Here is an 18,621-nt window from a genome sequence, read left to right on the forward strand (position 1 = left end):
TCCCCGAGGCGGGATGCGAGACGCTGTGCTTGACGCCGAAAAATGATAGCCCACATATTTCAGAGACTATCGGCCTCAGTGTGCCAAACACGAAGAACGATCATCAGCAGAGCGATCTGACGATCACGCAGCTTTTGTTGCCGCCATGTTGGCAGACGTCTCGCCCTGGTGTGTTGCATTCAGACGGCGCGCGACGACGTCGTGGTTCAGCCACTGAACGGGCGCACGTGGTTGAGACGATGCGCCGAAAATCAGTTGACCAGTCGCTTCAACGACAAGCGCGCTCAACAGATCGCTGATCATATTCTTGTTGTCACGATGCATCGCAGTGATTTCGTTCGACGTGCCGATGGTCAGATCAGCCTGCGTCTGGCTGTTGGGCATTGGCCAAGCAGTGAAATCGTAGAACGGGACCATGACGTCGCTGGCCTGCAGATTGCTGATCTTGCGCATGACGTCATCAAGCGTGAAACCGTCGGCCAGAAGTGCCTCGCAGGCGGCCCACTGCTCGTCCGCCCACTTGCCGCCGTTTTCTTTTTTAAGCGCCAGCAAGAGCGGTATCAACGGCAGTTCAATGCCCGTGAACACATCGGAAGAATTCGTACGAATCTCAGGGCAGTTGTACACGCAAGCCTTGATGCCCTTGGCCCAAGCTTCTTCAGCAATGCCTTCGAGACGCATCTTTGCGTAGCCTTGGGTGTAATTCGTGTAGGTCTGCCAACGGTATTCACCGTCGATCAGGATGCCTGTTCCATGGTAACCGTAGGCCGTATAGCGAACCTGTCCACCGGATGCTTCAACGCGTTCGCGAATGGATGCGCTGGCCTCGATCAGGTGGCGGAACGTGTTGGCTGAAACCTCGTCAAAATTCCGCAGAATCAACTTGCCCATATCGCTGTCGATCAACGACTGCGACGACATGTGGCGCGCTCCGGTGCCCTTGTAGATGCGATTGGCAATGACCAGGAAAACCTTAGCTTTGGGAATTCCGCCTGCCATCGTATGAGCGAAGAACACGTTGCGGCCATTCGGGATCATGTCATTGAGCTTAGCCATGACCTGCGACAGCGACTCTTTAAAACGAGCTGTGGCAACGGCCTGGCATTTTTCGATGTAATCCCAGTCTAGCTTTTCGTGCTGCCAGCTTTCCAGCGTCAGGCCAGCGAGAAGATCTGTCGGTGTCGGGCCGTTTTCAGGCGCATCGAGATCGAACCCAGCCATCATCGGCACGTTGATGATCGTTCCGCCAAGGCGAGCTTCGGCTTCGGAAAGCTCGTCGCTGGTCAGAGGGCGCAGAGCGTTGTTTTCGTCACGACGTCCAACCGTGATGCCAACGATGCGCATTCCAGCTTTTCGGGCCTGGTCAAGAAGGCCTGTCGCATAGCCACGTCCGAACAGTTCGCCGAACAGTACAAAGACGTCGCCTTTTTTAAACACGGTGTTTTCGGAGATAATCTCCATCGCAATCGGGTTTTTCATGTGCTCAGTTCTTCAGATTGGGGCGTCGGCAAATCACCGCGACAGTTGTGTAAGACTAAATGACTGCAGACGCCCCAGAAAGAAAGTCATTTAAAATGACGGAATATATCAAAGCGTGAAGTGAGGTGCCGTTGGGTGCCGGCCAGACCCCATTCGGCGTCACACTCTGCTGATGATCTGACGTAACGTCGGCGTGTCTGGATGGACACAGCGGAAAAATCGCTTGGGAAAAATCACCTCCATCGGCGCTTTGGCAATAGGTGATTAACCTTTATTTTCTATCTCATTTGCTGTGCCGAATGTCCGTTTATGATGAGTGTACAGGCTGTGATGCGTATTCCCCGTTCAAATTTAAACCATTCCATCAATACGATAGAAGAGAGGGGAGCAAAGAAGCCCGTGGCAGAACCGAATGTGACGCTAAGCGCGTCAGACGGAATGATTCCGTTGACGGCTGATCAGCGTGCCGTAATGGGTCATAACGCAGATCAGATTGCCGCTAACGCGATCGAGGGGCGTGACGAGATGCCGTTGTGGCAGAACGCCTTTACCCTTGGGCCCAATGTCCGCTTTACCCGGACCCCGCAAAATATCGTTGCGGGAAAGCAGTCGACAGGTAGTGCGCCTGGCAAAGCCGAGGATGACGTCGATTCCCTTGTGCACGCAGACATCAAGCCTGTCAGTGTCGAATCAACCGAGCCAAAATTGACGGATGAAGAGCGCAAAATCGCCCGGCCCGCCGTGTTGCCGCAGCCGCCGGGCGCGATTGGCGCTCTCGCTTTGACATACCGCCTGCGTCGCGAATTGGCGTTGAAGCAGAGAGAGGTCGCCGAGCCCGTTGAGTCGGCGTCCGAGACGGCCCAGCCGACACAAGCAAATGTGGTGGAGCAGGTCGATGTGGCTTGCTTTCCTTCCGAACGTGACACCAAAAATTCTGTCGAAACGCTGGATGTGCCTGCCTTCGCCGCGTCTCTGTCAGACGAGATGTTCTGGGAGGCGATGAGCCTGGATGTGGGCGGCGCCTTGCTGCCGCCTTCAAAGCCCATGCGGCTGGCAGAACTGGCCCGGATCAAGGCTCAGACCGTGGCTGCAACCCCAGCCCCAGTCAAACCAACGGCACCTGTTGTTCAAAGACCCGCTGCGGTGCAGATTATCCGTCAGCCAAGACCCGTTGCCGACGCGCCTGTTCTCTCCAACGCTGGGGAATCGGCTGTCGCGCTGTATCGACAACTGGACATTCGTGCTGTTGGATCAAGGGAACCAGTTGTCGAGACCGTGGACGACGTTATCGCGGCACCGGTCGAAGAAACGGTCCAGGTTGCCTCTCCCTTCGAGCAAGCCACCATCTCGGCTCCCGTTGCCAGCCCGCCGCGTCGCGAGATGCGTACGGTCGCTCGCAACAATCAGCCCATGTTCCTGGATGCTCCGGTTTTTTGCGAAGGTGAATACGAATACCCGCCCATCGACCTGCTCCAGAAGGCGCAGGTTCTGCAAACGACGACGATGACGCCGGAAGCGCTGGAACAGAGCGCCGGTCTGCTGGAAAGCGTACTCGAAGATTTCGGGATCAAAGGCGAGATTATCGATGTTCGTCCCGGTCCGGTCGTCACGCTCTACGAGTTTGAGCCTGCGCCTGGCGTCAAGTCTTCGCGTGTCATTGGCCTCTCGGATGATATTGCCCGTTCCATGTCGGCTCTGTCTGCCCGCGTTGCCGTGGTGCCCGGCCGCAATGTCATCGGTATTGAATTGCCCAACCCGGTGCGCGAAACGGTCTATTTCCGCGAGTTGATCGAATCATACGATTACGCTGAAACGCGGATGAAGCTGGCGCTTTGCCTCGGCAAGACCATTGGCGGCGAGCCCGTCGTAGCCGAACTCGCCAAGATGCCGCATCTTCTGGTGGCTGGTACCACGGGTTCCGGCAAGTCGGTCGCCATCAACACCATGATCCTGTCGCTGCTCTACCGGTTGAAGCCGGAGGAATGCCGCCTGATCATGGTCGATCCCAAGATGCTGGAACTGTCGGTCTATGATGGCATTCCACACCTGCTGACACCGGTTGTAACGGACCCGAAAAAGGCTGTGATGGCGCTGAAATGGGCCGTGCGGGAAATGGAAGACCGGTATCGCAAGATGTCGCGGCTGGGTGTGCGCAATATCGATGGTTACAATGCCCGTGCGGCGTCTGCCCGTGCCAAGGGCGAAACCGTGATGTGCAATGTGCAAACCGGGTTTGACCGTGCGACGGGTGAAGCCGTCTACGAACAGGAGGAAATGGACCTTACGGCCATGCCGTACATCGTCATCATTGTCGATGAAATGGCCGACCTGATGATGGTTGCCGGTAAAGAGATCGAGGGTGCAATCCAGCGGCTGGCGCAAATGGCACGCGCTGCCGGTATTCACCTCATCATGGCGACACAACGACCCTCCGTCGATGTGATCACCGGCACCATCAAGGCCAATTTCCCGACGCGTATTTCTTTCCAGGTGACTTCCAAGATCGACAGCCGCACGATCCTGGGTGAACAGGGTGCCGAACATCTGCTGGGGCAGGGCGACATGCTGCACATGGTGGGTGGCGGACGCATTGCGCGTGTGCACGGTCCTTTCGTCTCTGATGAGGAAGTTGAAAAGGTCGTTGCGCATCTGAAGACACAGGGACGCCCGGAATATCTGGGCACCGTGACCGAAGATGCCGATGAGTCCGATGACGGCGAGGAAGAAGACAGCGCCGTCTTCGACAAGACCGCCATGGCCGAAGATGACACTGCCGATCTCTACGAAAAAGCCGTGAAGGTCGTTCTGCGCGACAAGAAGTGCTCGACCTCCTATATTCAAAGGCGCCTGTCGATTGGGTACAATCGCGCCGCATCTCTGGTGGAGCGCATGGAACAGGAAGGGATCGTTGGACCTGCCAACCATGTCGGCAAACGCTCGATCATCATCGGTGAGCGCGATATGTCCGAGGTTCCCGGCGCCGTGGACTGATCAATCCGCTGCGACCAAGCTAGTGGGAGACCGCAAACCCGGCAACACGTGCCGGGTTTCTCATCGCGCGGGCTGGTTCAGGCTGCGGGGACGATAGGTCATCTCTTTGGTCCACTGGTTGGCCGGTGCCGGGCGTCCGACGTAATAGCCCTGCGCCTGGTCGATCCGCAGTTCTTTGAGAAGCTCAAGCTGCTCGGCGGTCTCGACCCCTTCGGCCAGAATTTTATGACCCCGGTTTCGAATGAGGGCGATGATATCGCTCAACATGACTTTCCCACGCGGCGTCTGCGCGTCGTGCAGAAACGACTTGTCGATTTTTACCGTGTCGAAATCGATGAGCCTCAGCCATGAGAGGCCGGCGAAACCCGTGCCGAAATCATCGAGCCATATTTTAATCCCGAGTGTCTTGAGATCGCTGATGCAACGCAGGACATCGGAATTCATGTCCATTTCCAGGCCCTCGGTGATTTCGAAAGCCAAACGTCCACCGGAGACGCCGACATCCCCCAGAATAGCTGCCACCGATGTCGCAAACCCCGGACTCTTGAGCTGGATGGGTGAAACATTGACGCTGACGATCGGTATTTTCTCGCAGTTCAGCGCCTGCTGGCACGCGGTGCGGATCGCCCACAGGCCAAGCTCCATGATCGTCCCTGTCCGTTCGGCGATGGGAATGAAGATGCTGGGTGGCACATGCGTTCCATCCAGAAGTTTCAGCCGCATCAAGGACTCCGCGCCGATGGTGATGTTGGTTCTCAGATCCTTGATCGGCTGATAAACCAGCGATACCAGATTTTGGGCAATCGCGATATTCAGAAGTGCTGCGACATTTTCCGTGTCGTCGCTGTGTTGCGGGTCGTTGGGGTCGAATAGCTTGACGGTGTTGCGGCCACTCTCCTTTGCAAGATAAAGTGCGCGGTCGGCCTCGTTGATGATCCGTTCCAGCTTCGGGTCCTGTTGCGGACGGGTAAAGGACGCGCCGACACTGACCGTGATGACCGATGTCCCATCCCGGCGCCTTTCATGGGCCAGATGCATATCCTGTACGGTCGTCCGAAGTGTCTCTGCAATATCTTCTATGTCTTTAGGCGCCGTAAAACGAGCAAGCGCTATGAACTCTTCTCCACCGTAACGACCGATCACGGCATCGAACCGGCTCATGCTGGCTTGTAGCGTCTGTGCAACCTGGATCAGGCACCGGTCGCCCTCCTGATGCCCATAGAAGTCATTGTACTTCTTGAAGAAATCTACATCGATCAAGAAGACCGCGAAGTTGTGCTGGTGGTTGGTCCAACCATCCCAAAGCTGCCTTAGACGGCTATCGATAGCGCGTCTGTTTTCGAGACCGGTCAAAGGGTCGGTGTTTGAGAGATGGAGCAGCGCTTCTCCGCGCTGTTCTGCCTCGCGCTGCTGGACCTTCGCCTCGATGGCGTTGAGAAAGACCTGGTACCGCTCGCGGTTGAGACGCAAATTGACGTAGGACGTGAAGACGAAACACGAGAAATAGAATGCCCCGAAATTGATCTGGTAATAGATGTCCTCGTGAAAATAGCTGAGAGCGAGGAAGTATATGACCAGCACGAGGCTTGAGGCGATCAGCGACAGAACGAAATTGAACGTGAAAAACAGGTTCGCACCCATCATGAAGATGGCGCCGAAGACCATGTAGTAGGACATGTTGGTGACGTACGACGTCATCAAGGCCGGCATCAGCCAGGCGATATAACCACCGACCAGCGCCGTAGCACAGGCGATGTCCATGTGGCTCGTCTTGACGTTTGCACGGATTTGCATTTCCAGCATCATCAAGGCGGCAATGCCGACGACGAACCGTGCAAACATCGTGTGTGGTGAAACATCCGGGATAAGCAGGATGTCGGTTACCGAAAACAACAGATAGATCGGCACCGCGATCCACAGCCCCTGCCGTATCGAGGTGCGTCTGCTGGCGTCTGCCTCTTTTAAGAAAAGCGCTCTCGAAGCATCGATTGACCGCTCTTGTGATTCATCCAGTTGCGGACCAAGTCCCACCACATCTGCCAAAGTGTGCGTCATGCACTTTTCCATAGGTTGTAATAATAGTGCCAGTTTACATCCAGAAAAATTGTGGAATACATTTCCAGAAATTTTTCGTTACTTCCGTTTCTTCAATCTGGTGATGTCAGAAACAAGAGACATTCCCGCTATTATGGCGTGCGTAGAGCTTAAATTTGTTTAAGCAAAAAGAAAATTACAATCGATCTTCCGTTTACCTTAATAAAAAGTTTCCCGTCAAACGGTGGTTTTATGCATGTGCACCACATTGACTTGCATTCAAATAAGGAGTGAATTGTTTCAAAGTTAACAAAGCGTTAATCAGGAGATTTATCTTTGTCCAATGTGCTGAATAAAAAGTTCGATGGTGAAAGTCTTATTACACCTGAAACAATATCAGATGAAATATTCGCTCAACGCTCAGACGATTTTAAAGAGCAAATTGCAATTGCCGAAGCTGAAGTCGCAATCCTTCTCAATTTGGCGCACCAGCAATTTCTGAGTGATGTTGCGCCGCAGCAAATTATACATGAAGTCGCGGGACGGTTACATCAATGCAGGGAAAGATACCACTCGAGCGTGTGGAAAGAGATCATTCCGCTCGTTCAGAACCATCCCGTTGCGGCGTATTTCCTGCAGGATCCCTTCACCCATTGGTCGTTTGACAAACCGCGCGGATATTCCGGCGATGCCCAGCTTCTCGACTTCATCTACGGCCACCCAAGTGTTCAGGACAAGATTGCCGCCGCATCGCCGATTGGCACAGCGCTTTACGACTATACCAAGGATGCGTCATCCTCTGTGGCCGTGCGTGAGCGCCGCGATATACTGACGAAATATATCGACGACGTTGCCAATACGCGTGGCCCAGACACGGAAATATTGACAATTGCCGCCGGGCATTTGCGTGAAGCCAATGGCTCGTCTGCCTTGGCGCAGGGCAAAATCAAGCGTTGGGTCGCCCTCGACCAGGACCCGCTCAGCGTCGGTGCCATCATGCGGGATTTCCACGGAACCTGCATCGAGGCGATCGACGGGTCGGTGCGTGGAATTTTGTCGCGCCGCCAGGAACTCGGCACATTCGACTTCGTCTATGCGGCTGGTCTTTACGACTATCTGGTCGACAAGGTGTCGATCAAGTTGACGCAGCGCTGCCTGGAGATGCTGAAGCCTGGCGGCAGTTTCCTGTTCGCGAATTTCTCTCAGGATATCGGCGTGGATGGCTATATGGAATCCTTCATGAACTGGGCGCTTCTTTTGCGCACAGAGCAGGATATGTGGCATATCATCAATTCCAGCATTGACCCGTCATTGGTCGAAGCAGAGGTGTTTTTCGGTGAAAACCGCAACATCGTCTACGGGGTCATCCGCAAGAAAGCCTGATGGATCTCTCCGACTGTCGCGATGCTGCACGGCGTCGCGACGGATGTTTGAAAATCGTTCAGGAGTGATTCCCTTCCAAGTCGAAACGCTCTAATGATTTTGCGCTGACATGGCGTGTCTTTGGAGTGCATGATGGACAATAAGCGATATTATTCTGATTTTGGCGGCCTTCCGGGCCAGACTGAATTGCTTTCGAGCAAGGCAACGTTCACCACGGCCTATGCCGTCATTCCCAAGCGTGTGATGTCGGATATCGTCACAAGTATCCTCCCGCATTGGGCAGAGACACGCGCCTGGATCATCTCGCGCCCGATGACGGGTTTCTCCGAGACCTTCGCGCAATATGTCATGGAGGTTATGCCCGGCGGTGGCAGCGATAGACCGGAACCGGACGCACGCGCCCAAGCCGCAATTTTCGTTGTCGATGGTGAGATGAGCATTGAGTACGAAGGCGAAAGACACGCTCTGCGCGCGGGCTCTTTCGCCTATATTCCTGCTGGAAGCGTCTGGACGCTACGCGGCGAGGGCAATATCCCCGTCAAATTCCATTGGGTCAGAAAAGTCTTCGACGTTGTCGAGGGGCTGGAGTTGCCACCTGCGATCTTCACGCATGAAGACGACCATGAACTTTCCGCCATGCCTGATACAGATGGCAAGTGGGCAACCACGCGCTTCATCGATCCCGCAGATGGTCGGTATGACATGCACCTCAACATCGTCACGTTTGAGCCGGGTGCAACCATTCCCTTCATGGAAACCCATGTCATGGAACACGGGCTATTCGTGCTGGAAGGCAAAGCCGTCTACAGGCTGAACAATGACTGGGTGGAGGTTGAAGCGGGCGATTTCATGTGGCTTCGCGCATTCTGCCCGCAAGCCTGCTATGCGGGTGGTCCTGGACGTTTCCGATACCTTCTCTACAAGGATGTAAACCGGCACGTAAAGCTTTGGTAATGTCGGTTTCGCCAAGTTGGCTTAAGCTTCCAATGAAACCGGATGCGTAGGGGTGCGGCGCATACCTGTGCCAGCTTTCCCAGCATGCGCAGATTGATGAAATTCCCCACAGGTGAAAGCCGAGCCTGTCATGCAGTCATCGTGCGACATCTTCGAACCTGAAACAGTTGCGATATGGCGCGAGGAGTTTCGCGGGTCACGCAAGCATTCAATGAGCGCCGCCCTCTCAGGCGGCGCTCATTGTTTATACCAGCAGATTTTCCGCCGGGGCTGACTGGGCCATCTGGCTCACGGCCGGATCATTGATGGAATACGCATGGATATAGTCGATCTTCATTTCGGAGCCGTTCGGCAAGCCGTCTGTCGGCGTTCCAGCGACGCCGCCTACGGCAAGATTGACGAGCAGATACATGGGGTCATGCATGTCCGACGGCGTTTTTGTCTGCGCTACCGCCACATCATCGAAATACCAGGTGACGTAGTCTTTGTCCCACAGCATTCCGTACTTGTGGAAACCTTCGGTGCTGGACACCTGCACATTGTTGATGGTCGATGTCTGCTCTCCCGTTTCGTTGGAATGCGAAGACATGATCAGCGTATTGGGGTTTTGCCCGCGCATCTCGATGACATCGAGCTCCGGTGGCCATTTGCCATCGGTGGGCAACAGCCAGAAAGCAGGCCACGCCCCCTGATCGCTTGGCATATCCGCGCGGATTTCAAAGTAGCCGTAGGTCTGGGAAAAGGATGGATGCGTGGTCAACATGCCCGACGTATAATCGTAACCACCAATCGCATCCGAAATGGAATCCGGGGTAGGGGCCGCCGTGATCGTCAGAACGCCGTTCTGCACCGAAAAGGGATTGACCGATGACGTCGGCTGATAGGCGGGGTTGATGTACCACTGCTCTTCGGAATTGGTATGCAGGCTGCCACCGGAGTCACCTGCCCACCAGAATTTTGGTTCCCAAACGCCTGTCTGACCATCACTCAGAGATAGCGAGTTGAATTCGTCGGAGAAAGTGGACGTGAGTTGGGAGCGGTCCAACGTCAGTCTGAACTGGCTGGAAGTCAAGCTATCAGCTGTCGTATTGGCCAGGACGACACTCTCGCTGTTGTCGAAATTGAGCCAGAGGTCAGCACCCTTTTGGGTCGATGCTGAGAGAATATGATCAAAGGATGTAACGCCATACCCATCCAGTCTGATGATATCGTCGGAACCGAAATCCGTGATCAGGTCCGTGCCATTTCCTTTGGCAAAAACGAAGGTATCGGCGCCGCCCGCACCTGTCAGAACGTCATTACCGGCACCGCCGTCGATCGTCTGTTTTCCGGACCCGCCGGTGATGATGTTATCGGTGGAATTTCCGAATGCGGTGCGTCCGTCGCCCGTGACGTTCAGATTTTCAAAGTTTTCGGGAAGCGTATAGCTCATCCATGTATCGATTGTGTCGATGCCTTGGCCTGCAGCTTCAGCCGCGCGGTTGGATGTCGAATAGAGGTAATAAATGTCGTCGCCCGTGCCACCATGCATGGTGACATTGACGCTGCTGTCGCCCCACATCGAGTCGTTTTTGGCGGTTCCGTAAAGATCAAGACCGGAGCCGGTCGCCGAGAAAAAACCGGTGGACGTATCGCTGTAATATAGCGGCGTTCCAAGAGCATTCAAAATTGATTTCGCCATCAAACCATCTCCTGTTGAAACTGTCCTCCCCACGATACCCTCTCCACGCAGAAGTGTAACAGTGACGACGTTTTCATTTATGGCGGAAATGCGATAAATCGTCCTGAGGCCCACCTGAAAAGTAACGGGTATGCGGGGCCAGGTAAGGCTTAGAGCGTTTCCTTGTTAAATGGAAACGTTCTGCCGGAGCAGATTTTCGTCAGGACAAAGGCGATTGGCGAAGGGCATACCCTAAGGTACGGTCGAGCCGATCGCCTTTGTCCTGGCGGAAAGATGCCCGGCCCTCCGGGTTGGTTGAAACGGGCCATCTGCCTGCCCGGACGGCTTGGCCGTATGCTAAGGCTACGCCACGCGCCATCCGGACAAGCAGTCGATCCCGTTTGAACCAACAGAACTGTTTCCATTTAACAAGGAAACGCTCTAAGACAGGATTACCGAGCCGGGAGTGTCACAACCAATTGCCCGATGTCACCCCAGGATGCCTTGATTGATGTTTGGCCAGACAGCCTGATCAGACCGCAGAGACTGCCTGTTGTCACCACCTGGCCGCGCTTTAGTCCACCCAGATGGTCGAGCGGGGCATTGGCATAGGACAGCAGCGGCGCCAGAGGATCACTTTGTGGGTGCTTTGGCACCGCCGCAAACAGAACTTCGGCGCCGCTTTCCAGAACGAGCGCTGGTAATGTTGCGTCATGATTGGCCAGACGCTCCATAATCGAGTGATCGACTTCCGGCCCGAGAACAAAAGAATGATTGCCCAGACGATCCGCAAGATGGAGCGCAAACGGCGCTTTGTTTTCCTCGATCATCCGGTAGCTGACAAGCTCCGCGCCCATATGCACGGATGCGACGTGGGCCAAAATGTCTTCACGAGAGTAGTCGGAGTTTGCTTCCAGCGCAGGAATATCCTCTGCCAGAACAAAACAGATTTCGATTTCAATCCCGATCGCCCCGGGTTTGGGGACGTTGAAAGCGGTATCGGTAACAGTGTCGAAGACATCCAGAAGCGGTGCAGCAACGGCACGAACGCCATTCATTGCCACTTTCCAGCCGCCGACCTCTTTCCCGATCGCCGCTGCCGCAATGGCCTGCGCTGCCATGCCGGTTTCGACACTATCAGGTACGAGACCGTTGCTTTCAAGTTGCGTGGCGCTGAGCGAAGACTGCTGATTTTCAGCCTCGGCGAGAATAGCACCAAGTCTTATGTTCGCCTCTGTCATCGTCGTCATGCGAAACGCTCCCGTAACGTCAGTCCCTAACAAATTTCATTGCAGTCATTTGCGGCGGTGACAAGTGAAGCGCCAAACGTGATGTGATAAATACATGGTCTTCAACACCTATTCGTCTCTTTGGCCCCAAGATTATGAATGAACAGGCTTCGGCCCATCATACAGCGCACGTGGTCGGATCAGTCTCGTCTGTTGGAATTGTTCCAACGCATGCGCAATCCAGCCGACAGTCCGCCCGATCGCAAAAAGAGCCAGCGCGGCACCCATTGGCAAGTCAAGTTGACGGCGAACAGCCACAAGCGCGACATCGATGGTCGGCCGTTTACCGGTCGTCTCTTCAACGGCATGAATCAGTGATTGACGCATTTCGTTTTGTGGCAGGAGCGAAAGCAAAGCTGCAGCTCTGGGATCGCCATTCGGATAAAGCGGGTGCTCGAACCCCGGTAAACGATCGCCGCGGCGCAAACGTTTTTCCAGCACAAGACGTGCGTCAGCCCCGGCTTCCATTTCGTCGAACAGAATTTCGACGAGGCTCGTCATGCCGCCATGAAGTGGCCCGCTCAGCGCAGCCAGTCCCGCGTCGAGGCACGCGCCCAGAGATGCTCCGGTCGAGGCAACGACGCGTGTCGCAAAAGTCGACGCATTCAGTTCATGATCGGCCAGCAGGACAAGTGCCCGGCGTAGGATGTCTGAGCCGATACCATCAAGCCCCCACGTGTTGGCAAGGTGTAGATGCGCGGACATACCGCTTTGTTGGCTGCCACTGGCAGCGGCGGTCATTGCGCGGACCAGGGCGGCAGCGCTGGGCCACAGGTTTCGATTGTCACGCTGCCATGAGGTTAGTCGTCCTGCATCAACGAATGAAAGCAGCGCTTGGCAACGTTCCGGCAATGGCAGGTGCTTCGTCAGATCCAGAAGGGCGCTGTCCCAGGGAGATGGTTCTACGCCAACAAAGGGATCGTGCTCACCGCAGGCCCAGAGCAAGCGAGCGATCTCTTCCAGAGAGGCATGTGTCGAAAGCTTTATCGCGTCATATCCTCGATAGAAGAGGTGCCCATTCTCTATCAGCGTAATGCCCGAAGACAAGACGGGGAGTCCCCAATCCAGTGTTGTCGCCGCGACATCGCGCGGCTTTCGCCCGATGGACTTGTTTTTCCTCAACCTGTCCACGTCTTCGACGGCGTAGAGCCGCCTGCGCGGATCAGTCGGGTCGTCCGTAGCGCGGACAATGCCGCGGCTGACATAGGCATAGAGGGTTGCCCGGCTGATGCCGAGGATTCCGGACGCCGTCTCTGCATCGACGAAACGATCCCGCTCTGTCATTTTCTTCATATTGATTGCTTCAATCAAGATTGATTGTATTGATAGAAGCATCATCCTTGGGGAAGTCAACCCGTGAGGATTATCATGAGCACTCAGTCAAAAAACGCGTCCACAATGGCATCGGTCTCGCAAGCTGTGAGTCCCGGTCTGGAGAATATCGTCGCAGCGCAAACCGTTCTCAGTCACATCGATGGCGCGGCAGGTCGTCTCGTCGTGCGCGGGTATGATCTCGACAGTCTTTCCAGCTGGAGCTTTGAGGCAGTTCTTGCCTTGCTTTGGAAAGACCTGACGCCCGTTTATCAAGATGTTGCACACATAAGCGAGGCGCTTTCGCGGGCCCGAATTCGTGCATTTGCTCTGGTTGAGCCGCTTCTGATGGCAACAAAGACGCTTTCGCACGTCGAGACGTTGCGTCTTTTTTTATCATCTCTTTCGGACGCAGAGCCTGAAGCCCACCATATCATGGCTGTTGCCGCCGTTCCCGTATTCGCTGCCGCCATCGCGCGCCGAGATGCTGGCCTCGCACCGGTTGCGCCCGTAGAAGGTTTGGGCCACGCCGCCAATTTTCTACAGATGCTGCATGGAGAGGAGGCGTCCCCTGATAAGGTCAAGGCGCTCGACACCTATCTGGTGTCGGTGTCCGACCACGGGCTCAACGCCTCTACCTTCACCGCCCGGGTCATAGCATCGACAAAGGCCGGCATGTTTTCGTCCGTCATCGGGGCTCTCTGTGCCCTGAAAGGTCCTCTCCACGGGGGTGCACCGGGTCCGGTTCTCGATATGCTGGATGCCATCGGGCATGAGCGCAATATTCACACCTGGCTGGCCAATACACTGGCTCGCGGCGAAAGGGTGATGGGTTTTGGCCACCGCATCTACCGGGTTCGCGATCCCAGGGCAGATGTGCTCAAGAAGGCGGTTGGCACATTGCAGCGTGATAGCCCTCGTATCAACTTCGCCCAAGCCGTTGAAAGGGAGGCACTGTCGCTGCTGGCAGAAAAGAAGCCGCTACGTCCTTTGGAAACCAATGTCGAATTTTACACGGCGCTGGTTCTGGAAGCCGTTGGCTTCCCGCGCGAAAGTTTCACCAATGTGTTCGCCGCCGGGCGCATGGCGGGATGGACGGCGCATGTTCTGGAGCAGGATCAGGTGGGGAAACTGATCCGTCCGCAGTCGCAATATGTCGGCCCGATGCCCCAAGGACAGTAACCTTCCAGCGAACATCAAACACGCCAATTCTGCACCCTGATAGGTTTCCCGCTATAGGCGTGGCTGGGTCCGGTTACGGGCTGTTGTCCGCACTGCCCGTTGGCAGTGCGTAAAAACGCGTCCGTTTTTTTAGACTTTGTTGTCCATATCTCGGAATGGTTGTGAGAAATAGCAGTCTGCGCCCATTCGTTAAGTCCATGATTAAAGTTTATTCCAATATTGTCCATGGACTCGGGGAAAAAGGTTCAGGCCGCAATGGTCGTTTACAACAACAATGCCGAACAGGAGGCTGGCGATGTGCCCGGACGCCAGGCTCGGCTCGTCTGGTATCATTCACTTTTCTGGAAGATTACCGTCTTTTTCGTGTCGAGCGTGGTGCTCGCTTATGTCGTCGGTGCGACCATTGGTTGGATCATGCTCGAGCGGGATTCGCAGGAACAATGGCGCCGTCAGGCGGAGTTGAACGCGCAGATAACAACGTCCGCGATCCGCTCTATCTACACTTTCGTCGCAGTCGATAGTGCCCATGACGGGCAGATCACCAAAATCATCAGTGAACGACCCCTGGGCGACGATGCGTCTATTCTGGACACGGGCTTTAATCCAAGTGACGTTCTGAACCTTGCGGCATCGCAGACGAAAGGCAACATCTGGCTGTTCCAGATCTCCTCCGACGGACAGGCTTTCTCCAGCTCAGCCGAGGCGCTGGGCTCCAGCCGTGGAACCGCACTCGTTTTGCCGGGTGATGCGCCGCCGGGTCAGTTCTTCACCGGATTTGCCCAGATTGGCACGGCCAGACATTTTATCGCCTATGTGCCTGTGGTGACACCCAAAGGGAATCTTCAGGGTGCCGTGGTCACGACGATTGGTGAGGCATCCATCCTTCAGGAAAGCCAGACCCGGTTGTTCCGCAACTCCATTCTGCTGCTCTTGACCATCCTGCTGCTCACCGGTGTCACGGTCACTCTCGCCATGCGCAAAGTGTTCAAGCCAGTGCCGTCGCTGGTCAGTGCGCTGAGCCGCATCGCCCAGGACGACACGCGCATTGTCACGCCTTTTCAGGATCGTCCCGACGAGATCGGTCGATTTGCAGTCGCCATCGAGACGCTGCGCGAGGCGGTTGTTGAACGCGAACATCTGCGGCAGGTGCGTGATGTTGCAAAACATATGGAGCATCTTGCGCACCACGATGCGCTGACCGGACTTCCGAACCGGGCCTTGTTCAGCAGAAAAATAGAAGAGATGAAGGGCTCGCCGGACGGTGAGGCTCGCGCGTTCAACATCATGCTTCTCGATCTTGATCGCTTCAAGTCGATCAATGATGGCCTGGGTCACGCAAGCGGCGATGCGCTGTTGGTATCTTTTGCGGAACGCCTGCTGCTTTTGATGCGTCCCGGCGATATTGCCGCTCGTCTCGGTGGCGACGAATTTGCCATCATGCAGGTCGTCAACAAAAATGCCGTTGTCGAAGCCAGCAAGTTGGCATCGGCCATTATTCGCTCGGTCGCCAGACCCTTCAACCTGTTGGGCAAAGAAATATCTGTCGGCACAAGCATTGGGATTTGTACCGATACCGCGTTTGACGTCGATATTTCCGAACTGCTTAAAAAGGCGGATATCGCACTTTATGCATCAAAGTCCGAGGGTCGGGGCATTTTTCGCTTCTTCAAGCCCGGGATGGAGATGTCGGGCGACCGCGGTCATGTGATGCAGCATGATATTGTTGCGGCTTTGCGCGACAACCAGTTCATGCTGCATTATCAGCCGATATTCTCTGTCTTGAAAAACGAGCCTGTCGGATTTGAAGCGCTGTTGCGGTGGCGGCATCCAAAGCTTGGCTGGGTTTCACCTGGCGATTTCATTCCCGTCGCCGAAAAGACAGGACAGATCGTGGCGATCGGTGAATGGGTGCTGAAGCGCGCTTGCGCCGATGCCAGACGGCTTCCACCTGAATGTACGATTGCGGTCAATGTCTCTCCCGTTCAGTTGCAGCATGGAAACTTCATCAAGACGGTGAAGTCGGCGCTCTTCAACAACGGTCTTGCCGCTTCGCGGCTGGAGCTTGAATTGACGGAGAGCGTGCAGATTTCGGTCTTGGAGTGCACGGAAACGCTGGAGGGCCTCCGAGCGCTGGGCATACGCATCGCCCTCGATGATTTTGGCACCGGTTATTGTGGTGTCAGCTATCTGCTCACACTGCCCGTCACCAAGATAAAAATCGACCGCAGCTTCATCATGGGCATCGAAGATCGCTCTGAGAGCCGCGCCGTCATCCTCAGCCTGGTACAGCTCGCCCATACTCTGGGGCTGGAAACGACGACAGAAGGTATCGAGACCGAAAGCCAACTCGAGTTCGTCCGCTCCGCCGGCTGTTTGCTGGGGCAGGGGTACCATCTGGGGCGTCCCGCCAAGATCGAGGAAATCGAGCGTATTTATCAAGATTTTTATCCCCAGAAGGTGTCATCGCTAGGAGCGTAACGAATGCGATATCCTGAGTTTTTATGTGTGAATAGGAAATTCTTGCAGATTGCATTTGGGAGCGTTCTCTCCGTAGCACTTGTGTGCCCGCCATTCGGTTCCCCGGCGGCCACCGCCGCTGAGGAGGGAACGCTGGATAAAATTGCCCGTACCAAAACGATCACCATCGGATATCGCTCCGACGAGGTGCCGTTTGCCTATCGAACCCCGGATGGGGCTGCGGTTGGCTATACGGTGGAGTTGTGCAATCGCATTGCCGATCACGTCCGCGCCACGCTCAATCTCGACACCATCAACATCGATTACGTCCTGGCGACAGCCGCAACCCGGTTTCTTCTCATCAAGACCGGCAAAATCGATCTGGAATGCAGCGCAACGACCAATAATGCCGAGCGGCGCGAGCAAGTGGCATTTTCTTATCCCCACTTCATCACCGCCACGCGGTTTGTCGCGAAAAAATCCAGCAATCTGCGGGAAATCAAAGACCTTGCCGGGCGCACCGTGGCATCAACGACCGGCACGGTCAACATCGAGCAATTGCAGGAGCGAAACCGCGCCGATAAGCTGAATATTTCGATCATGCTGGCAAAGCAGAACATCGAAGGGTTTTCCTTCGTGGAAAACAACAGGGCTTCGGCATTCGTCATGGACGGGGTGCTGCTTGCGGCCAATGTCGCGTTTTCCAAAGCGCCTCAGGAGTATATGATCTCGTCCGAGACTTTCGGGCCGCCTGAGCCCTACGGAATTCTGCTTCGCAAGAATGACGAGCCTTTCCGCGCCGTCGTCAACGATGCGTTGCGGACGATTTTTGTCAGCGGGGAAATCGACGAGATCTACAACAGATGGTTCATGTCACCGCTGCCGCCTGATGGTCGCAATTTCAATCTGCCAATGTCTTCGGAACTGAAGTCCGCGTTTCGTGACCCGAAGGAGTATCTGCAATGACATGCAGTTCCTTGTTTCGAACAGGCCTTGTTCAAGGCACCATCCTCCTTCTGCTGTCTGCGGGTCTTGCATCGGCCGAGTTCACCATGCCCACCCTCCAGCGGATCAAGGAAACCGGAAAAATCAGGATTGGTTACGGTGCGACATCGCCGTTCTCGCTCATAACGGCGCAGGGTCGTGTTGTCGGTTATTCTATCGATCTGTGCCGGCTTCTGACAGAAAAGCTCAGAGAGCGGTTGCAAATGCCGAAAATCGAGATCGACTTCGTGCCGCGCACGCCCAGCAATCGCATACAGCTGCTGAATGATGGCACCATGGACATTGAATGCAATGCCAGCACGAACACAGCCGAAAGGCGAAAAAGCGCAAGTTTTGCGGTCAGTCACTTCCTGGGTGTGACACGCTATGTTTCGCTTGCAAAAAATGAACTCAAGACCTTGGCAGACCTGAAAGGACGGTCCGTCAGCGTGGCCCTGGGGACAGTGAATGTGAGTGATATCACCGAGGTCAATCGTTCGCAGAAACTCAACATGTCGATCGTGCCGGTGGAATCGCTGCAGTCGGCATTCGACATGGTGACCGACGGCAGGGTGTCTGCGTTTTCCATGGATGAGGTTTTGCTGAGCATGATGATTGCCAAATCAACAACGCCATCCGAGTACCGCATGTCATCAGACATGGTGAGCGATGAGCAGCCCTATGGTTTCATGATGCGATTGAACGACAACGCGTTTACAGATGCGGTCAACCAGGCGCTGACCGAAATTTACAAGAGCCCGGACATGCCGATGATCTATGCCCGCTGGTTCCAGCAGCTATCGCCGGAGACAGGCGTCAATCTGAACATGCCGATGAGCGCACGTTTGAAAGACGCCTTCGAAAACCCCGTTCCGATAAAATAAAGCATCCACCGCG

The 18,621-nt window shown here is 55.2% G+C and carries 12 protein-coding genes; 7 read left to right on the top strand and 5 right to left on the bottom strand.

Features of this window, described 5'->3' with window-relative positions; translation table 11 throughout:
* Nucleotides 1-123 precede the first annotated feature (123 nt).
* Nucleotides 124-1,479 carry an enoyl ACP reductase FabMG family protein gene (locus EKM04_RS21005; protein WP_183893267.1) on the bottom strand — a complete coding sequence of 452 codons (1,356 nt, stop codon included), beginning with the start codon at nucleotides 1,477-1,479 and terminating at the stop codon, nucleotides 124-126.
* A gap of 309 nt (nucleotides 1,480-1,788) precedes the next feature.
* On the opposite strand from EKM04_RS21005, the gene EKM04_RS21010 reads away from it, so the two are divergent.
* On the top strand, nucleotides 1,789-4,470 hold the full coding sequence (locus EKM04_RS21010; RefSeq protein WP_183893269.1) for a DNA translocase FtsK: 2,682 nt from the start codon (nucleotides 1,789-1,791) through the stop codon (nucleotides 4,468-4,470).
* Nucleotides 4,471-4,530: 60 nt separating this feature from the next.
* On the opposite strand, the gene EKM04_RS21015 is transcribed toward EKM04_RS21010, so the two are convergent.
* Entirely contained in the window at nucleotides 4,531-6,525 is a 1,995-nt protein-coding gene (locus tag EKM04_RS21015) for a putative bifunctional diguanylate cyclase/phosphodiesterase (protein ID WP_183893271.1), read from the bottom strand.
* Between the two features lie 324 nt (nucleotides 6,526-6,849).
* Here EKM04_RS21015 and EKM04_RS21020 point away from each other — a divergent pair, with 324 nt between their 5' ends.
* On the top strand, nucleotides 6,850-7,887 hold the full coding sequence (locus tag EKM04_RS21020) for a class I SAM-dependent methyltransferase (protein ID WP_183893761.1): 1,038 nt from the start codon (nucleotides 6,850-6,852) through the stop codon (nucleotides 7,885-7,887).
* 132 nt (nucleotides 7,888-8,019) lie between these two features.
* Entirely contained in the window at nucleotides 8,020-8,841 is an 822-nt protein-coding gene (locus tag EKM04_RS21025) for a bifunctional allantoicase/(S)-ureidoglycine aminohydrolase (RefSeq protein WP_183893273.1), read from the top strand.
* A 244-nt stretch (nucleotides 8,842-9,085) separates the two neighbouring features.
* On the opposite strand, the gene eglC is transcribed toward EKM04_RS21025, so the two are convergent.
* The 3 genes from eglC to EKM04_RS21040 all read right to left on the bottom strand — a co-directional run bounded on the left by eglC (nucleotide 9,086) and on the right by EKM04_RS21040 (nucleotide 13,083).
* Nucleotides 9,086-10,522, bottom strand: a complete 1,437-nt coding sequence (eglC, locus tag EKM04_RS21030; protein WP_183893275.1) for an endo-1,3-1,4-beta-glycanase EglC — start codon at nucleotides 10,520-10,522, stop codon at nucleotides 9,086-9,088.
* Nucleotides 10,523-10,953: 431 nt separating this feature from the next.
* Nucleotides 10,954-11,751, bottom strand: a complete 798-nt coding sequence (locus EKM04_RS21035; RefSeq protein ID WP_183893277.1) for a 2-keto-4-pentenoate hydratase — start codon at nucleotides 11,749-11,751, stop codon at nucleotides 10,954-10,956.
* A 132-nt stretch (nucleotides 11,752-11,883) separates the two neighbouring features.
* Nucleotides 11,884-13,083 carry a citrate synthase gene (locus tag EKM04_RS21040; protein WP_234910835.1) on the bottom strand — a complete coding sequence of 400 codons (1,200 nt, stop codon included), beginning with the start codon at nucleotides 13,081-13,083 and terminating at the stop codon, nucleotides 11,884-11,886.
* Between the two features lie 75 nt (nucleotides 13,084-13,158).
* On the opposite strand from EKM04_RS21040, the gene EKM04_RS21045 reads away from it, so the two are divergent.
* From EKM04_RS21045 to EKM04_RS21060, 4 genes are all read left to right on the top strand, one after another.
* Nucleotides 13,159-14,283, top strand: coding sequence for a citrate synthase/methylcitrate synthase (locus tag EKM04_RS21045; RefSeq protein WP_234910836.1), 1,125 nt, complete (start codon nucleotides 13,159-13,161; stop codon nucleotides 14,281-14,283).
* Between the two features lie 225 nt (nucleotides 14,284-14,508).
* Complete coding sequence (locus tag EKM04_RS21050) at nucleotides 14,509-16,761, top strand: bifunctional diguanylate cyclase/phosphodiesterase (RefSeq protein ID WP_183893279.1); 2,253 nt, start codon at nucleotides 14,509-14,511, stop codon at nucleotides 16,759-16,761.
* 42 nt (nucleotides 16,762-16,803) lie between these two features.
* On the top strand, nucleotides 16,804-17,706 hold the full coding sequence (locus tag EKM04_RS21055; protein WP_234910837.1) for an amino acid ABC transporter substrate-binding protein: 903 nt from the start codon (nucleotides 16,804-16,806) through the stop codon (nucleotides 17,704-17,706).
* A complete protein-coding gene (locus EKM04_RS21060) occupies nucleotides 17,703-18,608 on the top strand; it encodes an amino acid ABC transporter substrate-binding protein (protein ID WP_210290002.1) in 906 nt (301 codons plus the stop codon). Before EKM04_RS21055 ends, EKM04_RS21060 begins: the two co-directional genes overlap by 4 nt.
* Nucleotides 18,609-18,621: the final 13 nt, after the last annotated feature.

This window comes from Rhizobium skierniewicense Ch11, assembly GCF_023757665.1.
GTDB lineage: Bacteria > Pseudomonadota > Alphaproteobacteria > Rhizobiales > Rhizobiaceae > Agrobacterium > Agrobacterium skierniewicense.